The sequence below is a fragment of the uncultured Nostoc sp. genome (assembly GCF_937863485.1).
Taxonomy (GTDB): Bacteria; Cyanobacteriota; Cyanobacteriia; order Cyanobacteriales; family Nostocaceae; genus Nostoc.
Window position 1 is genome coordinate 20,081 of record NZ_CALMFY010000113.1, and the last position, 15,775, is coordinate 35,855.

Here is a 15,775-nt window from a genome sequence, read left to right on the forward strand (position 1 = left end):
ACTTTTTTATTACTTACAAGTATGTGATTGCGAGTGAAACGTACTCCTACCGAGAAGCAAGCTACGCCTTGGTCTTAAGAGTTGCAATCGCAATGATTTCAGTGAGTTTACATTTCGTTGCATAGTTACGTTTATTCGTGCCTACCTACTTACAATCTGACTTTTTAATGTTTTTTTATATGTATTGAATCAGGTAGGAGGCAGGAGCCATTGACAGAGGTTTTCAGTGCTTCTCTTTTTCTTTGACAATGCTACGAAAACTCTCTCTGGAAAAATTTACAGACTTACTTTAAGAGTTGAACCATCTGCCCATAGTTTTGTATTCCCAGACAAGGAGCTAAAAAATAAGTCAAAAGATAGATTGACATCACATTTGTTCGCCGAAAGTATCCTCCCTTCATCGCAAACTGGTTATAATTATTTTCCATCTCTCTCAGAAATCAAATTATCATCTACACAGTATTTATATGGGACGTGTTCGTTCTAAATCTGACCTACCGACAAAAATCTGTCCGGTATGTCAACGCCCTTTCACATGGCGTAAAAAGTGGCAAGATTGCTGGGACGATGTGAAATACTGCTCAGAACGTTGTCGTCGTCGCCGTTCTCAAGCTCAAAATGAAACTAACCGCAACACAGACGCAAATAGCGCAAGGGATTAATGGAGTCACAGGTGCAACCTAAATTAATTATTCATGGGGGGGCTGGTAGTTCTCTCCACGGTAAAGAAGGATTGGAGGCGGTGCGCCGATCGCTCCATACAGTAATAGAATTCGTCTATTCTCTGCTATTGTCAGGAGCTACTGCCTCTGAGGCGGTAGTGCAGGGTTGCCAAATACTCGAAGACAATCCCCGCTTTAATGCTGGTACTGGTTCAGTTCTGCAATCTGATGGGCAAATCCGCATGAGTGCTTCGCTGATGGATGGGGCATTAGGGCGATTTAGTGGTGTGATTAATATCTCGCGGGTGAAAAATCCGATTGAGTTGGCACAATTTTTACAAAACTCCCCAGACCGAGTGCTATCAGATTTCGGATCGGCTGAGTTGGCGCGGGAAATGCAACTTCCCAGCTATAACGCTTTAACTGATTTGCGGTTACAAGAGTGGATACAAGAGCGCCAAAATAATTTTAAAAGCACAATGGCTAACGTGGTAGCAGAACCGGAAATTTTAGAAACCAGCAATGCTGGACGCGGTACCATCGGCGTGGTAGCTTTAGATGCCTATGGTAGGCTAGCTGCTGGCACTTCTACAGGTGGTAAAGGCTTTGAGCGGATTGGAAGGGTAAGTGATTCTGCGATGCCAGCAGGAAATTATGCTACTAATAATGCTGGTGTTAGCTGTACTGGGATTGGCGAAGATATTATTGATGAGTGTTTAGCCCCACGAATTGTAGTGCGTGTTACTGATGGTATGTCCCTGAAGGAGGCCATGCAGCGCTCCTTTGGGGAAGCCCACCAGAACAAGCGGGATTTGGGAGCGATCGCCTTAGATGTCAGTGGAGCGATCGCTTGGGGGAAAACCTGCGAAATCTTACTCGCCGCCTACCACGACGGCGAAAAAATTGGCGATACTTTGGAATGGACTGACAACGAACTGATCGGCTATTGCTGAATCAGTTTTAGTGCTTCGGCTAAAGTTTCTTGCCAGTCAACCATTGCGGCTAATTCTTGGGCTTCATAACGCCCCTTCCTGCGGAACGCTGCGCGAACAAAAGCTTCTAGCGCCGCTCTTTTCAGTGCGACTTGATATTCTTGTTGCAGAATATCGATTAATTCTGCTTGATTCAAGTAACAAACCACTGGATTTGCGGCACTTGTTTATTTCGTCGATTTCACGCACCCTAATTTCTATAGAAAAAACTACTATTTTTCTATCGATTTATCGTAGTATAAACTTCATTATCTAAAAAAAGCTTTTATTGACGGTTACAAGCCGTTGAAGACTATTTATGAGCAATCAGTAGTGCATTGCAGTTCATTACGAGTAACAACGAGGAAATCCATTAACATGACTGAGAAACTTGCACAAACGCAATATCCTGTTCATGACTTCATCCGTAGTCGTTGGAGTCCTAGAGCCTTTGCTGACCGTTCCGTGGAGCAGGATAAGCTTCTATCTCTGCTAGAAGCAGCTAGTTGGGCCCCCTCTTCCTACAATTATCAGCCTTGGAGTTTTATCGTTGTTACCAAAGACGACCCGACGGAATATAACCGTTTACTCAGTACTCTGGTTGAGTTTAATCAGGGGTGGGCGAAAAATGCTCCCGTCTTGATTTTGGCTGTTGCTAAAGTACGCTCTGAGGATGGCAAAGCAAATCGACACGCATTTCACGATGTCGGTCTAGCACTAGAAAACCTCATTCTTCAAGCAACCTCTTTTGGTTTATTTGCCCATCAAATAGCCAGATTCAATGCAGACAGCGCCAGGGAACTATACCAAATTCCAGATGACTATGAAGCTGCTACTGTGGTCACAGTTGGCTATCTTGGTGATCCGCAAACTCTTTCTGAGGGATTACGAGAACGGGAACTCTCACCCCGTGTCCGCAAACCTTTAAAGGAATTTGTCTTTACTGGACAGTAGGTAAATAGTTCACCTTTGTTGAGCAATTAATTAGGTTGTAGAGATGCAAAATTTCTTTGGGGAAAACTTCTCGTCTCTACGATAAATTCATGCAAGAGTTCTACTATTTTAGCTCCCTAAAATTATGAATAATAAATTCAATAGGGGTCAGATTTTTGCTGGGTCGTTGCTTAGTATCTTATTGCTAAGTGCTTGTTCTGCCCCAAAGGCTGAATCTCCAACTACCTCTACTCCAGCAGCAACGAGTAGTGCTGCTGGCGATACCTTACGGCTTCTCTATTGGCAAGCCCCAACTATTCTCAATCCCCATTTAGCTCAAGGTAACAAAGACTTTGAAGCTAGTCGAATTACTTATGAACCCCTGGCCAGCTTTGATAAAGATGGTAAACTAGTTGCTTTTTTAGCAGCAGAAATCCCATCTTTAGAGAACGGTGGAGTCGCCAAAGATGGTAAATCAGTGACTTGGAAACTCAAACAAAGAGTCAAATGGTCTGATGGTAAACCTTTTACGGCTGCGGATGTAGTGTTTACCTACCAATTTGTTAGTAATCCAGCTGTAGGTGCGACCACTGCTGCTAATTATCAAGCTATCAAAAGCGTCGAAGCTATTGACGACTACACCGTTAAAATCAATTTCCAGGAGCCTAACCCAGGTTGGTCATTGCCGTTTACTGGTTCCAATGGCCCAATCATACCTCGTCATATATTCGAGAAATACAACGGTAGCAACGCTAGAGAAGCGCCAGCTAATCTACTTCCTGTAGGAACTGGTCCCTACAAAGTGGTGGATTTCAAGCCTAGTGACATTGTTGTTTATGAAGCTAATTCCTTTTTCCACAAAGCAAATAAACCCTTCTTTAAGCGAGTAGAACTTAAAGGTGGTGGAGATGCAACTTCAGCTGCTAGAGCAGTATTGCAAACTGGAGATGTAGATTTTGCTTGGAACCTCCAAGTAGAAGCTCCAATTCTTAAGCAGCTGGAGGCAGCGGGAAAAGGTAGATTAGATATCAGCTTCGGATCTTTTTTGGAACGGATTGCTATTAATCAGACTGACCCTAATAAGCAAACAAAAGATGGTGAACGCTCTAGTTTAGAGTTTCCCCATCCCTTTTTTAAAGACCTGAAAGTACGTCAAGCTTTTAATTATGCCATTGACCGTGACACTATTAACCAACAGTTATATGGTCAAACTGGTCGTGCTGTTACAAATATCCTAGTAGCACCAGATATTTATAATTCGCCCAATACCAAATACGAATTTAATCTGAAAAAAGCTACTGATTTGCTCGATGAAGCTGGATGGAAAGATACCAATGGCAATGGTATCCGAGATAAAAATGGTGTAGAACTCAAGGTTTTGTTTCAGACTTCTGCTAACCCAGTCCGCCAGAAAACTCAGGAAATCATTAAACAATCGCTAACTTCTATTGGTGTGGGAGTAGAACTCAAGAGTATCGATTCAAGTATTTTCTTTTCTAGTGACCCTGCTAACCCAGATACTCTTGCTCACTTTCACGCTGATCTACAAATGTTTAGTGGTGGCAATAGTAACCCAGATCCAGGTACTTATCTGAAAGCGTGGACTTGTAATGAGATTTCTCAGAAGAAAAATAATTGGTCGAAATCGAATAGTTCTCGTTACTGCAACCCTGAATATGACAAGCTTTGGCAACAGTCTAATACAGAGTTAGATCCACAAAAACGTCGGCAGTTATTTATTCAAATGAACGACTTGTTAATTAAAGAGCAAGCTGTGATTCCTCTAATTTCTCGCGCTAATGTTAATGGAGTCAGTAACAGACTCACTGGTGTAGACTCGACTCCTTGGGATGATCGTACCTGGAATATTAAGGATTGGCGACAACAGTAAGTGACTCGGCATTGTGGACAAGGAAAGTGTTTTACCAATGCCTTATGTCTTTTAATTTACAATAATCGAGGATCGAGAGCATCTCTGAGAGCATCACCTATATAGTTGATACTTAGCACAGTAAGAAATATTGCTGTGCCAGGGAAAATAATCATATGGGGAGCAAATTCTAAAAAGTTTTGCGCTTCATAGAGCATTCGTCCCCAAGTTGGTACATCAGGGGGAAAACCTAGACCAAAAAAGCTAAGAGTTGATTCGGTCACGATCGCAGTACTTACTGAAAGAGTAGCAGCAACTAGTACCGGACTAATCACGTTGGGCAAAATATGAATCCAAATTAATCGACTAGGAGAAGCACCAAGAGCACGAGCTGCTGTAACAAATTCTAATTCTCGCACTGTCAAAAAACCAGCTCGGACTAATCTGGCTACAGACATCCAGTTGAGTCCGCCAATCACCAGTACTATCAACACAAATATACCTAGTTCTGGGCCAGCGATCGCTTTGATTGCATCCCGAAACAAAAATATCACCAATAATAATAATGGCAGCCGTGGTAAAGCTAAACACAAATCTGTCAAACGCATCAAAGCAATATCCAGCCAGCCACCATAAAAACCAGAAAGTGCGCCGATGAGTGTACCGAGAGTTATGGCTACTGACATCGAAAAAATTCCAACTGCGATCGATATTCGTCCGCCGTGCAACACTCTTGCTAATATATCTTGACCTAAATCATTAGTACCAAATGGATGTGCCCAACTGGGGGCAAGAGTAGATTTAGCAAAGTCAATTTTGTTGATGGGAATATTATAAATAAAAGGCCCAAATAAAACACTTAAGACTATGATTAGTAAGACTACAATACCAAACAAAGCCTGACGATTCCGACAAAACTTGCGCCATGCTTCTTGTGTGAGCGATTCTGGTTTAGAAACAAGATTTGTTGACGCTGGATCAACTGAAAATTTGGATAGTTCTGAACTTTGATTAGGCGATCGTTTCAACATAAATATCTAGTTTCTCAGATGTTATACATTTAATTTGTATACTTTTTAATTTTGAATTTTTTAGCTACTTCGTATATTTAACGCGAGGATCTAATAAACCATAAAGAATATCTGCAATGAGATTAAAAATCACAATTAAAATTGCATATATAAAAGTAATTGCCATGATAACTGGTGTGTCATTTTTATAGATAGAGTCAATTAATAAAGCACCAATACCCGGAACACGAAAAACTTTTTCTGTAACTAAAGCACCTGTAAAGACACTTGGAATATCCAAGGCTACCAATGTCACTACAGGAATTAATGCATTCCGCAAAACATGACGATTGATAACTAAAAATTTGGGTAATCCTTTAGCATAAGCAGTACGCACATAGTCTTGATTGATATTTTCTAAAATCTCTGAACGCACAAAGCGCATCAGCATTGCCGTCTGCCAGAGTCCTAATACGGAAATAGGCATAATAGATTGTTTAATTTGAGTGATAAAACTCTGCCAATCTGTCACCTGTAAAGTGCTGTTATAGATAAAAGGCAGCCATTTCAGTTGGATACTGAAGATAATAATAAACAGTAAGCCAGTAAAAAATGTTGGTAGAGAAAACCCAAAAAAAACTAAAGTAGTCAAAATTGTATCAATAAGAGAATGACGTTTGAGAGCCGAAATTACTCCCAAAGGAATAGCCAACAGTACGCTAAAAAGGTAGGCAGAACCAACTACCCATAGCGTTGTTGCTAGGCGTTGGAGAATTAAACCAATTACTGGACTGCGGCTAGTAAAAGAATAGCCCATGTCTCCACTCACAAAAGCTGTAACCCATTTAATATAGCGGATATGGAGCGGTTGGTCTAAACCTAAAGATATTCTAATATTTTCCCGAACTTCAGCTGTGATAGAGGGATTGAGCGCAAATTCTCCCATTGGATCACCAGGTGCCAATGCCAGAATAGTAAATATGACAACACTGATGGCAATTAACGTGGGAATAGCAATTAGTAGACGATTAATTAAGTATTTATTCATTAGCTATTACAAAATCTGCCTTCCTCTTGTAAACGAGAAGGTAACTGATTTAATACAGGTTTATTTTTCAGTTTAGTAGATCAGAAACTTGCAAGATAGCATCACGGATACAAAAAGGTTTATCTTTAAAAACAACGGTAAATTAGTAGGATTTAGACAAAAAACGAGTTTTAATCCAGCTACTGATGTTATTGTGCGGATGATTGGGGCTGAGATTTGGTCTTTTTCTTGGTTTTGGTTGTTACCTATTTGGCTTTTTCGACAGGTTCATCATTGGGGTCTTGGGGGACGGACAAATAAAAAAGTACTCAACTACTTATTGTGGGGTGGGCGACACGAGCGCCCGTAGGCAAAGGCAGGCTTTTCGGACTACCCCACAAGACTGGATAATTTATTTGTTGTCAGTCCCTAAATGGATAATCAATTTTATTGATATTTGTCACTGAGGCTCATTTTTTCTAACTCATCCACCAACAGCAGCGCCTCATGGACTTTGCCTTGTTCTAGAAGTTGCCTAAGTTCTAGCAGTTCTTCCATGTTATGTGTTGAGATTTTGGCTTCACTACTAATCTAGCTAGATTAGACATCTTGCAAAAATCCTGGTTTATTGTCTAAAACCACAGATCAACTGCGATTAACACCGATGAATTATTTGTGTTGATCTGTGGTTTCATTTTCAACACTTTTCCTTCGCCAAGCTGATTTCACCACCTGACGACTACGGGCAATCACCAAAGAATCATCAGGCACATCTTCTGTAATAGTGGAACCAGCAGCCACGTAGACATCATCTCCCAAGGTGAGTGGAGCCACTAAAACGCTATTGGCACCAGTTTTTGTGCGATCGCCTATTTTGGTACGATGTTTCTTCACGCCGTCATAATTGGCAGTAATTGTACCGGCACCAATATTCACCTGATTGCCGACAACGCTATCACCTATATACGACAAATGTGCTGCATTCGTGCGATCGCCTAATTGCGTATTTTTCAATTCCACAAAATTCCCCACCCGGCAACCAGCACCCACTTGTACCTGACCGCGCAAATGAGCATAGGGGCCAATTCGGCTTCCTGCCTGCACAATGCTATCTGTTACTACTGAATACTGCACCGTGACATTTTCAGCTAAGTGACTATTTTCAATTAAACTTCCTGGTCCAATGTGACTTCCTGTTTCAATCACCGTATTTCCCCGCAGGTGAGTTTGGGGTTCAATAATTACATCTGCCTGTAATTCTACTGTTTCATCAATGGTGATGCTTGTGGGGTCGATGAGGGTGACACCCGTCAGCATCCATTTGTCCTTGACTCGTTTTTGCAAAATTTCAGATGCTGTCGCCAGTTGCAGGCGATCATTAATGCCAAGAATTTCTTGGTAATCTTCCACATCCACTGCCATTACTTGTCCGACCTGAGTCACAGCATCAGTGAGATAGTATTCTTTTTGGGCATTGTTTGTCTGTAGATGGGGCAGTACCTTTGCCAAATCTTGCCAGCCGAAGCAGTAAACTCCAGCGTTAATCCGCTGATTTTGTCTTTGAGCAGTAGTACAATCCTTGTGCTCGACCATTTGCTGCACAATATTTTCATCGTTACAAAAAACTCGCCCGTAGCCCGTGGGGTCGGGTAGGTGCGAGGTGAGAATAGTCGCGGCGTTTTGATTTCGGGCGTGAGTTTGTAACATCTGCTTGAGGGTTTCGCTGCGTATCAACGGTAAATCGCCGTTAAGTATCAGCAAATCCCCAGTGTAGTCTTTCAAGTGAGGAAGTAATTGCTGGATGGCATGACCTGTTCCCAGTTGCACAGCCTGTTCGACAAACTCCAAGCTGGGAATTGAATGCATGGCGGCTTGCACTTCCTCGGACTGATACCCCACAATCACGATTCGCCGTGAGGGGGAAAGTGGTTCTACACTTTCGAGAACTCTCTCAACTAGCGATCGCCCACCCAAAGAATGTAAAACCTTGGGTAAGCGTGATTTCATCCGTGTGCCGCGTCCCGCCGCTAAAATTGCTACAACTACCATAATTAGCTATCAGCTATCAGTGAAATTATGATTAATCCTGTTGGTACTTTAAAATGTAGCCTCAAATCATACCAGCAAATCATAGAAGAGTGAAATATAAAAGGAGTCAGGAGAACTACTTTCGTAAAAGGCAAAGATTATAATACCAATTCGCGCTACAGCAGCTATAAATCATTATCCCCTACTCCCTACTCCCTACTCTTTTTCATGACCAGACCTAATAAACTCGGCAAACTGCTGCATTAGTTTGGGATTACGCCAACCGGAATCAGCTTCTTCTTGCATCACTGAAAGTGCTTCTGCTGAAGTAAAAGCTCTTTTGTAAGGTCGTTCGCTGGTCAAAGCATCGTAAATATCAATTAACTGAAATACTTGCGCCAGGTAGGGAATATCATCTCCCTTGAGTCTATCAGAATAGCCTGAGCCATCCCAGCGTTCGTGGTGATGACGAATAATCGGAATTACACCTCGCATACTGCGTAGTGGCTTGCAGATTTTTTCCCCAATCAAAACGTGCTGCTGCATGATCTGCCAATCTTCGGGGGTGAGTTTGCCTTTTTTCAGCAGCACTGCATCGGGAATACCCACCTTGCCGATATCGTGGAGATAACCAGCCCACATCAAATCTCGAATTTGGTAGCGTGAGAGATTGAGGTATTCACCAAAAACTTGTCCCAATTTCACCAAGCGTTCACAATGGTCGCCTGTATTGGGATCGCGACTTTCAATCGACATGGCAATGGAAAATAGTACTTGTTCAGCATGGTCCAAATCTTCGTTCAGACGCTTCTGCCGCACCAAAGACTTTACACGCGCCGCTAGTTCCACACGATCAAAGGGTTTGGTGAGAAAATCATCTGCCCCAACTTCAATTCCCCGAATGCGCGATCGCCTGTCATTTAACGCTGTAATAAAAATCACTGGAATTAGCCTGGTCTGCTCATCCTGTTTGAGCAATTGGCACACTTCAAATCCATCCATTCCTGGCATCATCACATCCAGCAAAATCAAATCTGGTTGTTTTTGAGTTACCAATCCTACAACAATGTAACCACTGTCTGCCTCAATTACTTCGTATCCTTCCATCCCCAAAAGGGCAACAGCAGTCATCCGACTGGCGGCATGATCGTCAACGACTAAAACCTTCGGCGGATCTAAATCAAACCCACTCACTTTAGAACCTTTGGCTTGTAGTGTTCTAGAGACCAATGAATCATCATCACAATTAACATCAGCTTTTATCCAAGAAGACATTGCTCCGCTATCTTCAAGCATAAGGTCTTCTTGAGATAAGCCTAAAGAATAAGCCTCCAGATTATTTGGCGATCCTACGGCATGATTTGAACCGATACTCTTCACTCTGCTAATGGGTTTTGATCCACTAACAATTTGTTCTGTAAAGCCTGTATGGTTGGGTTTCCATTGAATCACAAAGGCACTCCAGTTTTTTGCACAAGTTAACAGTGTCACATTTCAAAAACAAATTTAATATTCAACTGGATCTGAGCCAGAGGTTCCATAGAGATTATGGATTATATCAAGCTGCCTATCTGAGTTTTTCACAGTATGTATCTTTTATGTCACGAACAAGGGGTATCTTGTTGTCAAATTTTTTGTTTTGCTTCTAATTCCAGTATTATAAATTCGCACAAATCTTAAATCAGGTTTTTTACGGAGATTTTTTAAGATGGTAACGCCAGAAAGCACTGTAACTGCTCGCTTTATATCAAGATATCGGGTTTTGAGTTGGAAGCCTTGATAGTAACATTAAGTATATATGTTTTTAGTTACTCAGTTCTAGCAACACTCAAATACTTTTAAGCAGTATGTAAAATTAGATACTATCACAAATTTAATTTATTTGGCTCGTAAAAACTCGTTGCGTGAGTATCTGGAAAGGAAATCAGAATTATTGGAAAATATAGATAATTTGTCTGGAATTAAGGACTGAGGATGAGGTCTGTAGTTGCCGCAGCTACGTCCGTTGTAGATATCGCCTCCTAACTAGAAACTAGTCCCCATAAAATCCCTGCTTTGTGTTTCCAATAGCCACCTTTTTCGCCAATGGGAGGTAGGTTTGAGTGAAGAGGCTTGTTGCTCTTGTTGTCGCCGTCTCATTATGACTTCGGTTGGATCGCTCAATTGAGGATCGCGATAAGCAATGGCAGCACGGGTTAGCAAGTGTTCTTTTTCAGCTTGTGACAGGGTAGTAAGTGCTGTTAGCGGATAGCTATGGTTTAGTCCGTGCTGAGTGCTAAGTACTGAGTGGTCTTTAAACTCAGCACTCCCAGAATGAGCTGCCACAGTACCAGGCGATCGCCTTCCCACCGGTGGGGTAGAACCTACAGCCAAGCCAGCAGATAAAAGCGCTGTGCGTACAGCAGGAGAACAAGAATAGGTGGCTAATAAACCATCTGGATGTAAACACAATGACAGCTGTTTAATAAATTCAACAGTCCATAATTGAGGACACTGTGGTGGTGAAAAGGGATCAAGGAAAATTGCATCTGCCCAGAAACCCGACTGACGTACTAGCGTTATCGTAGTTCTAGCATCGCCTATTAGTAGCTTCGCTTTCAGGCAAGGTGTTTGCACTTGATGCTCAAAAGCAAGTTCTTTCAAAATTTCAATATAGTTACAGTTCCAATTGTCGAACAAATGATGAGCGATCGCAGCTTGTGGAACCGCTGGATTCAGTTCTAAGCCGATTACTTCAACACAACAACTGGAATTCACTGCCCAAATTGTCTGCAAAGCAGCAGCTGTGTTATATCCTAGACCATAACAAACATCCAACAGCCGCAAGACTGGTTTTTGAGCGGCTGTAGCCAGTTGAGTCGGTTCTACAAACTTGAAAAAACTCTCCTGCCTAGCTCCATAATGGCTGTGAAAGGATTCACCAAACTCCTGAGAGACAAAGGTGAAAGAACCATCTGCTGTTAACTTAGGTGTAAAATTCTCTAAGTCTGACATCTTATAAAAAAAACTGAATAATGATCAATGCCCTATGCCCAATCCTCAATTTATTGTTTCACCTGTTTGGCTGTTTGAACATCTAGAAGATCCGCAAGTCGTTATTGTGGATTGTCGCTTTTCTCTAGCTGATCCACAACTAGGACAACAACAGTACCAGGCAAGTCATATACAAGGGTCATATTACCTAGATTTGAATCAGGATCTTTCCAGTCCAGTGGGTAAACATGGCGGGAGACATCCTTTACCTAACCCCAATGATATAGCTAACAAATTTGCTGCGATTGGGATAAATTACCAAAAAAGTTTAGTTGTAGCTTATGATGATTCGCGCTTTGCCTTTGCGGCTCGTCTATGGTGGCTATTGCGCTATCTCGGACATGAGCAAGTCGCGGTACTGGATGGAGGCTTTGCTGGATGGCAAAAAGCTGGATATCCTGTTACAAATGTCGTTCCTCACACCCAGATGGGTACGTTTGTAGCTCAAGTACAAACAGAAAAGGTGGTAGATATTACAGCGGTGAAAAACCGCAAAGACAGCCACGAGGTAGTATTGGTAGATTCAAGAGAAAGCGATCGCTACCGAGGTGAACGAGAGTCAATCGATAAAATTGCCGGACATATCCCTGGTGCAGTCAACTATCCTTGGCAAGAAGTTACAGACTCTTCCGGCTACCTACTTCCTCAAGAAGAACAACGCCGTCGGTGGGAACAGCTAGCAACAGCTGAAGAAGTCTTAGTATATTGCGGTTCTGGCGTTACTGCTTGTGTGAATTTACTTTCTTTAGAATTAGCTGGCATTAGCAAGGGTAAACTTTATGCTGGTAGCTGGAGTGATTGGATTTCTTATTTATAATTAGGAGTTACGAGTAAGAAGTTTAAAAAGCGATTAGAAGTCGCTACTACACTACATTGTCCACCGCCGTGGACTAAGAAAAATCAAGGGTTTCAAACTTACGCAAGTGGATTTTGTATGTATAGCCAAGCCAGCGTACTGGCTCCCCATGAGCAACTAGCGTGCGACTAGAAGTTGCCAGGGTTAGTACTGGAGTTTAGACTTGACAAACATCCTTTTAGACTGAAGTAGGACTTACGCAAAAAACCTCTCAAACTCTCATTCCTCCGTGTACTCTGTGTCTCTGTGGTTCGTTCTTTCATAACCCGTGCGTAAGTCCTGTGAAGAAAAAATTTAAACTCCTAACTCCTACCTCCTGTACAGACGCGATTAATCGCGTCTGTGATCAAAATCGACCTAATTGCAAATTGTAATTAATACTGAAGAACCAGCCATCAAAATCAATATTTTCGGCGGTTGAACTACCTAAACTAACTCCAGCTTCTACATTCATATTAGTAGTATCAGATATTCGATAATTTAAGTGCCCGAATAGCCGATGAAATTGGTCTTCTCGATCGCGCTGTGTAAAGTCCGAGAAGCTCGCTTGGTAGTCAATACCAACCTGGAGAGGCTTTTGCAAGTAATAGTTTAGGGAAATCCAAAAAGAATTGATTATCCGATCACGACTTAGGGGATCAGCAAAATTTACACTCAACTCGTAGAAGCTATCTAACGTTAATTTTGGAGTTAAGGTATCTCGCCGTCCCAAAGACAGTAGCAGGGAATTCTCATTTAAAAAGCGATCGCCTGCTTTGAAGCTATCAAGGCTACGGCTGTTATTGGCATAAAATAACTGTTGATTGCTGTAACTGACTTCTCCGTACATTCGCTGTGAGAACTGCTGGTAAATACTGAGATTAAATCTCACCTGGTTGTAATTGTATGCTGACTGATTGATATAACGAATGAGATTGCCATCAATTGAGCCGTTTAAATAAGTCTTAGATCCCAAAGGGAAATATGCAGAGGCTAGCGTCAGTCCAGAAATAATTAAACCATCATCTATGGGACTATCATTTGAGGAAAAAATATTGCTCGTCTGCAAGTAACCTACACGGCCTTGTAGATAGCCTATGGGTTTAAACTTAGGTACGGATTGTTCTGTCGGTGGGAGTGGCTGTTGTTCTAAAGGTCGTAATCGCACCCACAACCCCAATTCGCGATCGCTCTCAGACTCAGGTGGCTGTTTTGGCGATCGCAGCAGCTGCATTAGCCTCTGTAGCCTTTGGGACTGATTTATTTGAGGTGCATTCAACAGTTGCTCTTTTGAGTCTAGAGGAGATGTAGGCAAAACACTTGGCTGTGATTCTAACTGGGGCGGGTCATTTTGCTTTTGAGTATCTCCAGGTTCTTCGGTTGCAGCTGGTGGGGTTTGAGTAGTAGCTGGTGTTTGCTGTTGTGCCAGATTTAACGGCATCTGCGAGTCCAAACTTTGCGACTCACTGGACTGCTTGCACAAAAAGTTAATTACCTCTTGCTCTAACTTCTGACATAGCTGATAAGTTACCTGTGTGTTTGCTAAATTTTTAGAACGCCAAATATCTGTATTTGCAGATTCTGCCGCATCTACTCTAATGCAACACCAGCTTCCACCACTGGAAGCTAACAAAATACAAAAAAATAAATTCTTCCAGTTATTGAGTCGCATCTGGTTAGATCGCGTTGATCGCGTTTGGCGAATGTAGACCTATAGGCTGTATCGGAAGTTCCGACTCAGAAGATACAGCTATTAAGCGCATCTCTTTTCGTTTCGTAGGTATATACTGAAACTACAAACTGAAATTGCTGCTTTTCGGATTTTCTCCCGGATTTTTTTGCAAAACTGAGATGCTCCAATCCAATTTCTGCTCAACTTTAGTGAAATACAGTCAGTAAGTCATTTCACAACATATTTTTAACAATTCCTTTTCCCACATAACTGATGATCCTGTGGCTGATCTGATTAGAAAGGATTATCTGTAAGGTACTCTCATTTAATTGTTGATATCAAATACTAACTTTGAAATCTGCTACAGATTTTATTGCATAAGATGTCAGTTTAAGAAGAAAAACTTAAATAAACTAAACACATAATTTATTTGCTATTGATTTGATGTATGTATTAAATTTAGGCTAAAATGCAAATGAATTTAACTAGGAAAACTTATAAGAATTAGCAGCAGCTTAGAGGATGTTTTAAAAGTATTTTTAGTAACATCAAACCCTCCCAAACCTAACCCCCTAGCCCTCATTTCCTCATCGGTAAGGGGGGTTTCAAAGCCTCTCTCCCTATGGGGGGAGGAGTGAAAGTGGGGTTTATAGTATACTTGGCAACTTTTCAAACATCCTCTTAAACCTTTAACTTTTTTGTTATTAGTTGAAGTTCATAAATTATCAAATTATGTTTCATAAATCGTTTCCATTGTTAGTGATTGGTTTATGGGGAGTTATAGTACTGCCTTTACAAAATCGGGTAAGTGCCATAACTCCTCTAACGCGAGCGGAGATTCAGAACCTCCGCAACTTGGTACTACTGATACCTAAAGATCAACTGAAGAAGCGTCCTGCACGCAAATTAGATGCAATGACTCCAGGGGATGGGTTGTCAACTGGTCGAGCTTCCCTAGCAGACTTGCGCTTTAACGACGGTTCTTTGGCACGAGTTGGCGAACAGGCTATATTTCAATTTTTACCAAAGACTCGCAGCTTTAAACTGTCAAACGGGACTGCGTTGCTGCTTATCCCACCTGGTAGGGGGCAAACACGTATACAAACGCCAAGTGCAGCAGCAGCAATTCGTGGTTCAGCATTATTTGTACGCTACGACAAACAAACAGATACCACGATTGTGGGTGCGCTGACAAATAGCGGCATTGAAGTTTCTAATCAGGAAGCTTCTCAAACTCAAGTGCTGCAAGCAGGACAGATGATGGTTATAGTTAAAGGCGAATTTCAGGGCTTATACGATTTTGATCTGAGAAATTTTTATCAAACGAGCGATCTGGTTCGGGGACTTAATTTGACTAGGCAAAATCCAACGCCTACGGCCGATCAAGCGAACGCTAGCGTTCAAGCTGAAACTGCTGCGGCTTTGAAAGCACAGTCGCCCATTACAGGTGAGGGAGTAGTTGAAAACCCATCTTTTGTAGAGCTAACTACTAGTCCTTCAACTTATTCCACCAATGATTCCCCAATAAACTCCATTGGAGATAATTCCCCATCAAATTCCTTTGAGGACATAAGACAAGTTCTGTCAAATACTGAGCAGCTTCCTGAAAAAAATCACACTATTAAAACGGTAAATCCGCCAGTAAATCCTCCAGTAAAACCAACAAAAAATAAGCCTATAAATAAGCCTTACGCTAACCCTCAAACACAAGAAGACACAGAGACAAGAAAGAAA

At 41.8% G+C, this 15,775-nt stretch carries 13 protein-coding genes; 6 read left to right on the forward strand and 7 right to left on the reverse strand.

Annotation, left to right across the window (positions count from 1 at the left end; all coding sequences use genetic code 11):
* The first annotated feature begins 467 nt into the window (after positions 1-467).
* Complete coding sequence (locus tag Q0541_RS14735) at positions 468-662, forward strand: DUF2256 domain-containing protein (protein ID WP_273766071.1); 195 nt, start codon at positions 468-470, stop codon at positions 660-662.
* The gene (locus Q0541_RS14740; protein ID WP_298911458.1) at positions 662-1,615 is read left to right on the forward strand and encodes an isoaspartyl peptidase/L-asparaginase; all 954 of its coding nucleotides are present in this window, start codon (positions 662-664) and stop codon (positions 1,613-1,615) included. Before Q0541_RS14735 ends, Q0541_RS14740 begins: the two co-directional genes overlap by 1 nt.
* On the opposite strand, the gene Q0541_RS14745 is transcribed toward Q0541_RS14740, so the two are convergent.
* Positions 1,606-1,791, reverse strand: coding sequence for a hypothetical protein (locus Q0541_RS14745; protein WP_298911459.1), 186 nt, complete (start codon positions 1,789-1,791; stop codon positions 1,606-1,608). The genes Q0541_RS14740 and Q0541_RS14745 overlap by 10 nt on opposite strands.
* Positions 1,792-2,011: 220 nt before the next feature.
* On the opposite strand from Q0541_RS14745, the gene Q0541_RS14750 reads away from it, so the two are divergent.
* Together Q0541_RS14750 and Q0541_RS14755 are read left to right on the forward strand one after the other, a co-directional pair.
* Complete coding sequence (locus Q0541_RS14750; RefSeq protein WP_298911460.1) at positions 2,012-2,587, forward strand: nitroreductase family protein; 576 nt, start codon at positions 2,012-2,014, stop codon at positions 2,585-2,587.
* Positions 2,588-2,711: 124 nt separating this feature from the next.
* The gene (locus Q0541_RS14755) at positions 2,712-4,457 is read left to right on the forward strand and encodes a peptide ABC transporter substrate-binding protein (RefSeq protein WP_298911461.1); all 1,746 of its coding nucleotides are present in this window, start codon (positions 2,712-2,714) and stop codon (positions 4,455-4,457) included.
* Positions 4,458-4,513: 56 nt separating this feature from the next.
* Here the strand turns inward: Q0541_RS14755 and Q0541_RS14760 are convergent, their stop codons facing one another.
* From Q0541_RS14760 to Q0541_RS14780, 5 genes are all read right to left on the reverse strand, one after another.
* A complete protein-coding gene (locus Q0541_RS14760; RefSeq protein ID WP_298911462.1) occupies positions 4,514-5,467 on the reverse strand; it encodes an ABC transporter permease in 954 nt (317 codons plus the stop codon).
* Positions 5,468-5,531: 64 nt separating this feature from the next.
* Positions 5,532-6,494 carry an ABC transporter permease gene (locus tag Q0541_RS14765; protein WP_298911463.1) on the reverse strand — a complete coding sequence of 321 codons (963 nt, stop codon included), beginning with the start codon at positions 6,492-6,494 and terminating at the stop codon, positions 5,532-5,534.
* 648 nt (positions 6,495-7,142) lie between these two features.
* Positions 7,143-8,522 (reverse strand): bifunctional UDP-N-acetylglucosamine diphosphorylase/glucosamine-1-phosphate N-acetyltransferase GlmU, encoded by a 1,380-nt coding sequence (gene glmU, locus Q0541_RS14770; protein ID WP_298911464.1) that lies wholly within the window; start codon positions 8,520-8,522, stop codon positions 7,143-7,145.
* A gap of 195 nt (positions 8,523-8,717) precedes the next feature.
* The gene (locus tag Q0541_RS14775) at positions 8,718-9,953 is read right to left on the reverse strand and encodes a two-component system response regulator (RefSeq protein ID WP_298911465.1); all 1,236 of its coding nucleotides are present in this window, start codon (positions 9,951-9,953) and stop codon (positions 8,718-8,720) included.
* Positions 9,954-10,526: 573 nt separating this feature from the next.
* A complete protein-coding gene (locus Q0541_RS14780; protein ID WP_298911466.1) occupies positions 10,527-11,495 on the reverse strand; it encodes an MnmC family methyltransferase in 969 nt (322 codons plus the stop codon).
* A gap of 34 nt (positions 11,496-11,529) precedes the next feature.
* Here Q0541_RS14780 and Q0541_RS14785 point away from each other — a divergent pair, with 34 nt between their 5' ends.
* Positions 11,530-12,351, forward strand: coding sequence for a sulfurtransferase (locus Q0541_RS14785; RefSeq protein ID WP_298911467.1), 822 nt, complete (start codon positions 11,530-11,532; stop codon positions 12,349-12,351).
* 385 nt (positions 12,352-12,736) lie between these two features.
* On the opposite strand, the gene Q0541_RS14790 is transcribed toward Q0541_RS14785, so the two are convergent.
* Positions 12,737-14,041: a hypothetical protein gene (locus Q0541_RS14790; RefSeq protein WP_298911468.1), complete on the reverse strand. Its 1,305-nt coding sequence runs from the start codon at positions 14,039-14,041 to the stop codon at positions 12,737-12,739.
* 732 nt (positions 14,042-14,773) lie between these two features.
* Between Q0541_RS14790 and Q0541_RS14795 the strand changes: the two genes are divergently transcribed.
* The coding region (locus Q0541_RS14795) for a FecR family protein (protein ID WP_298911469.1) at positions 14,774-15,775 on the forward strand (1,002 nt) is incomplete at its 3' end.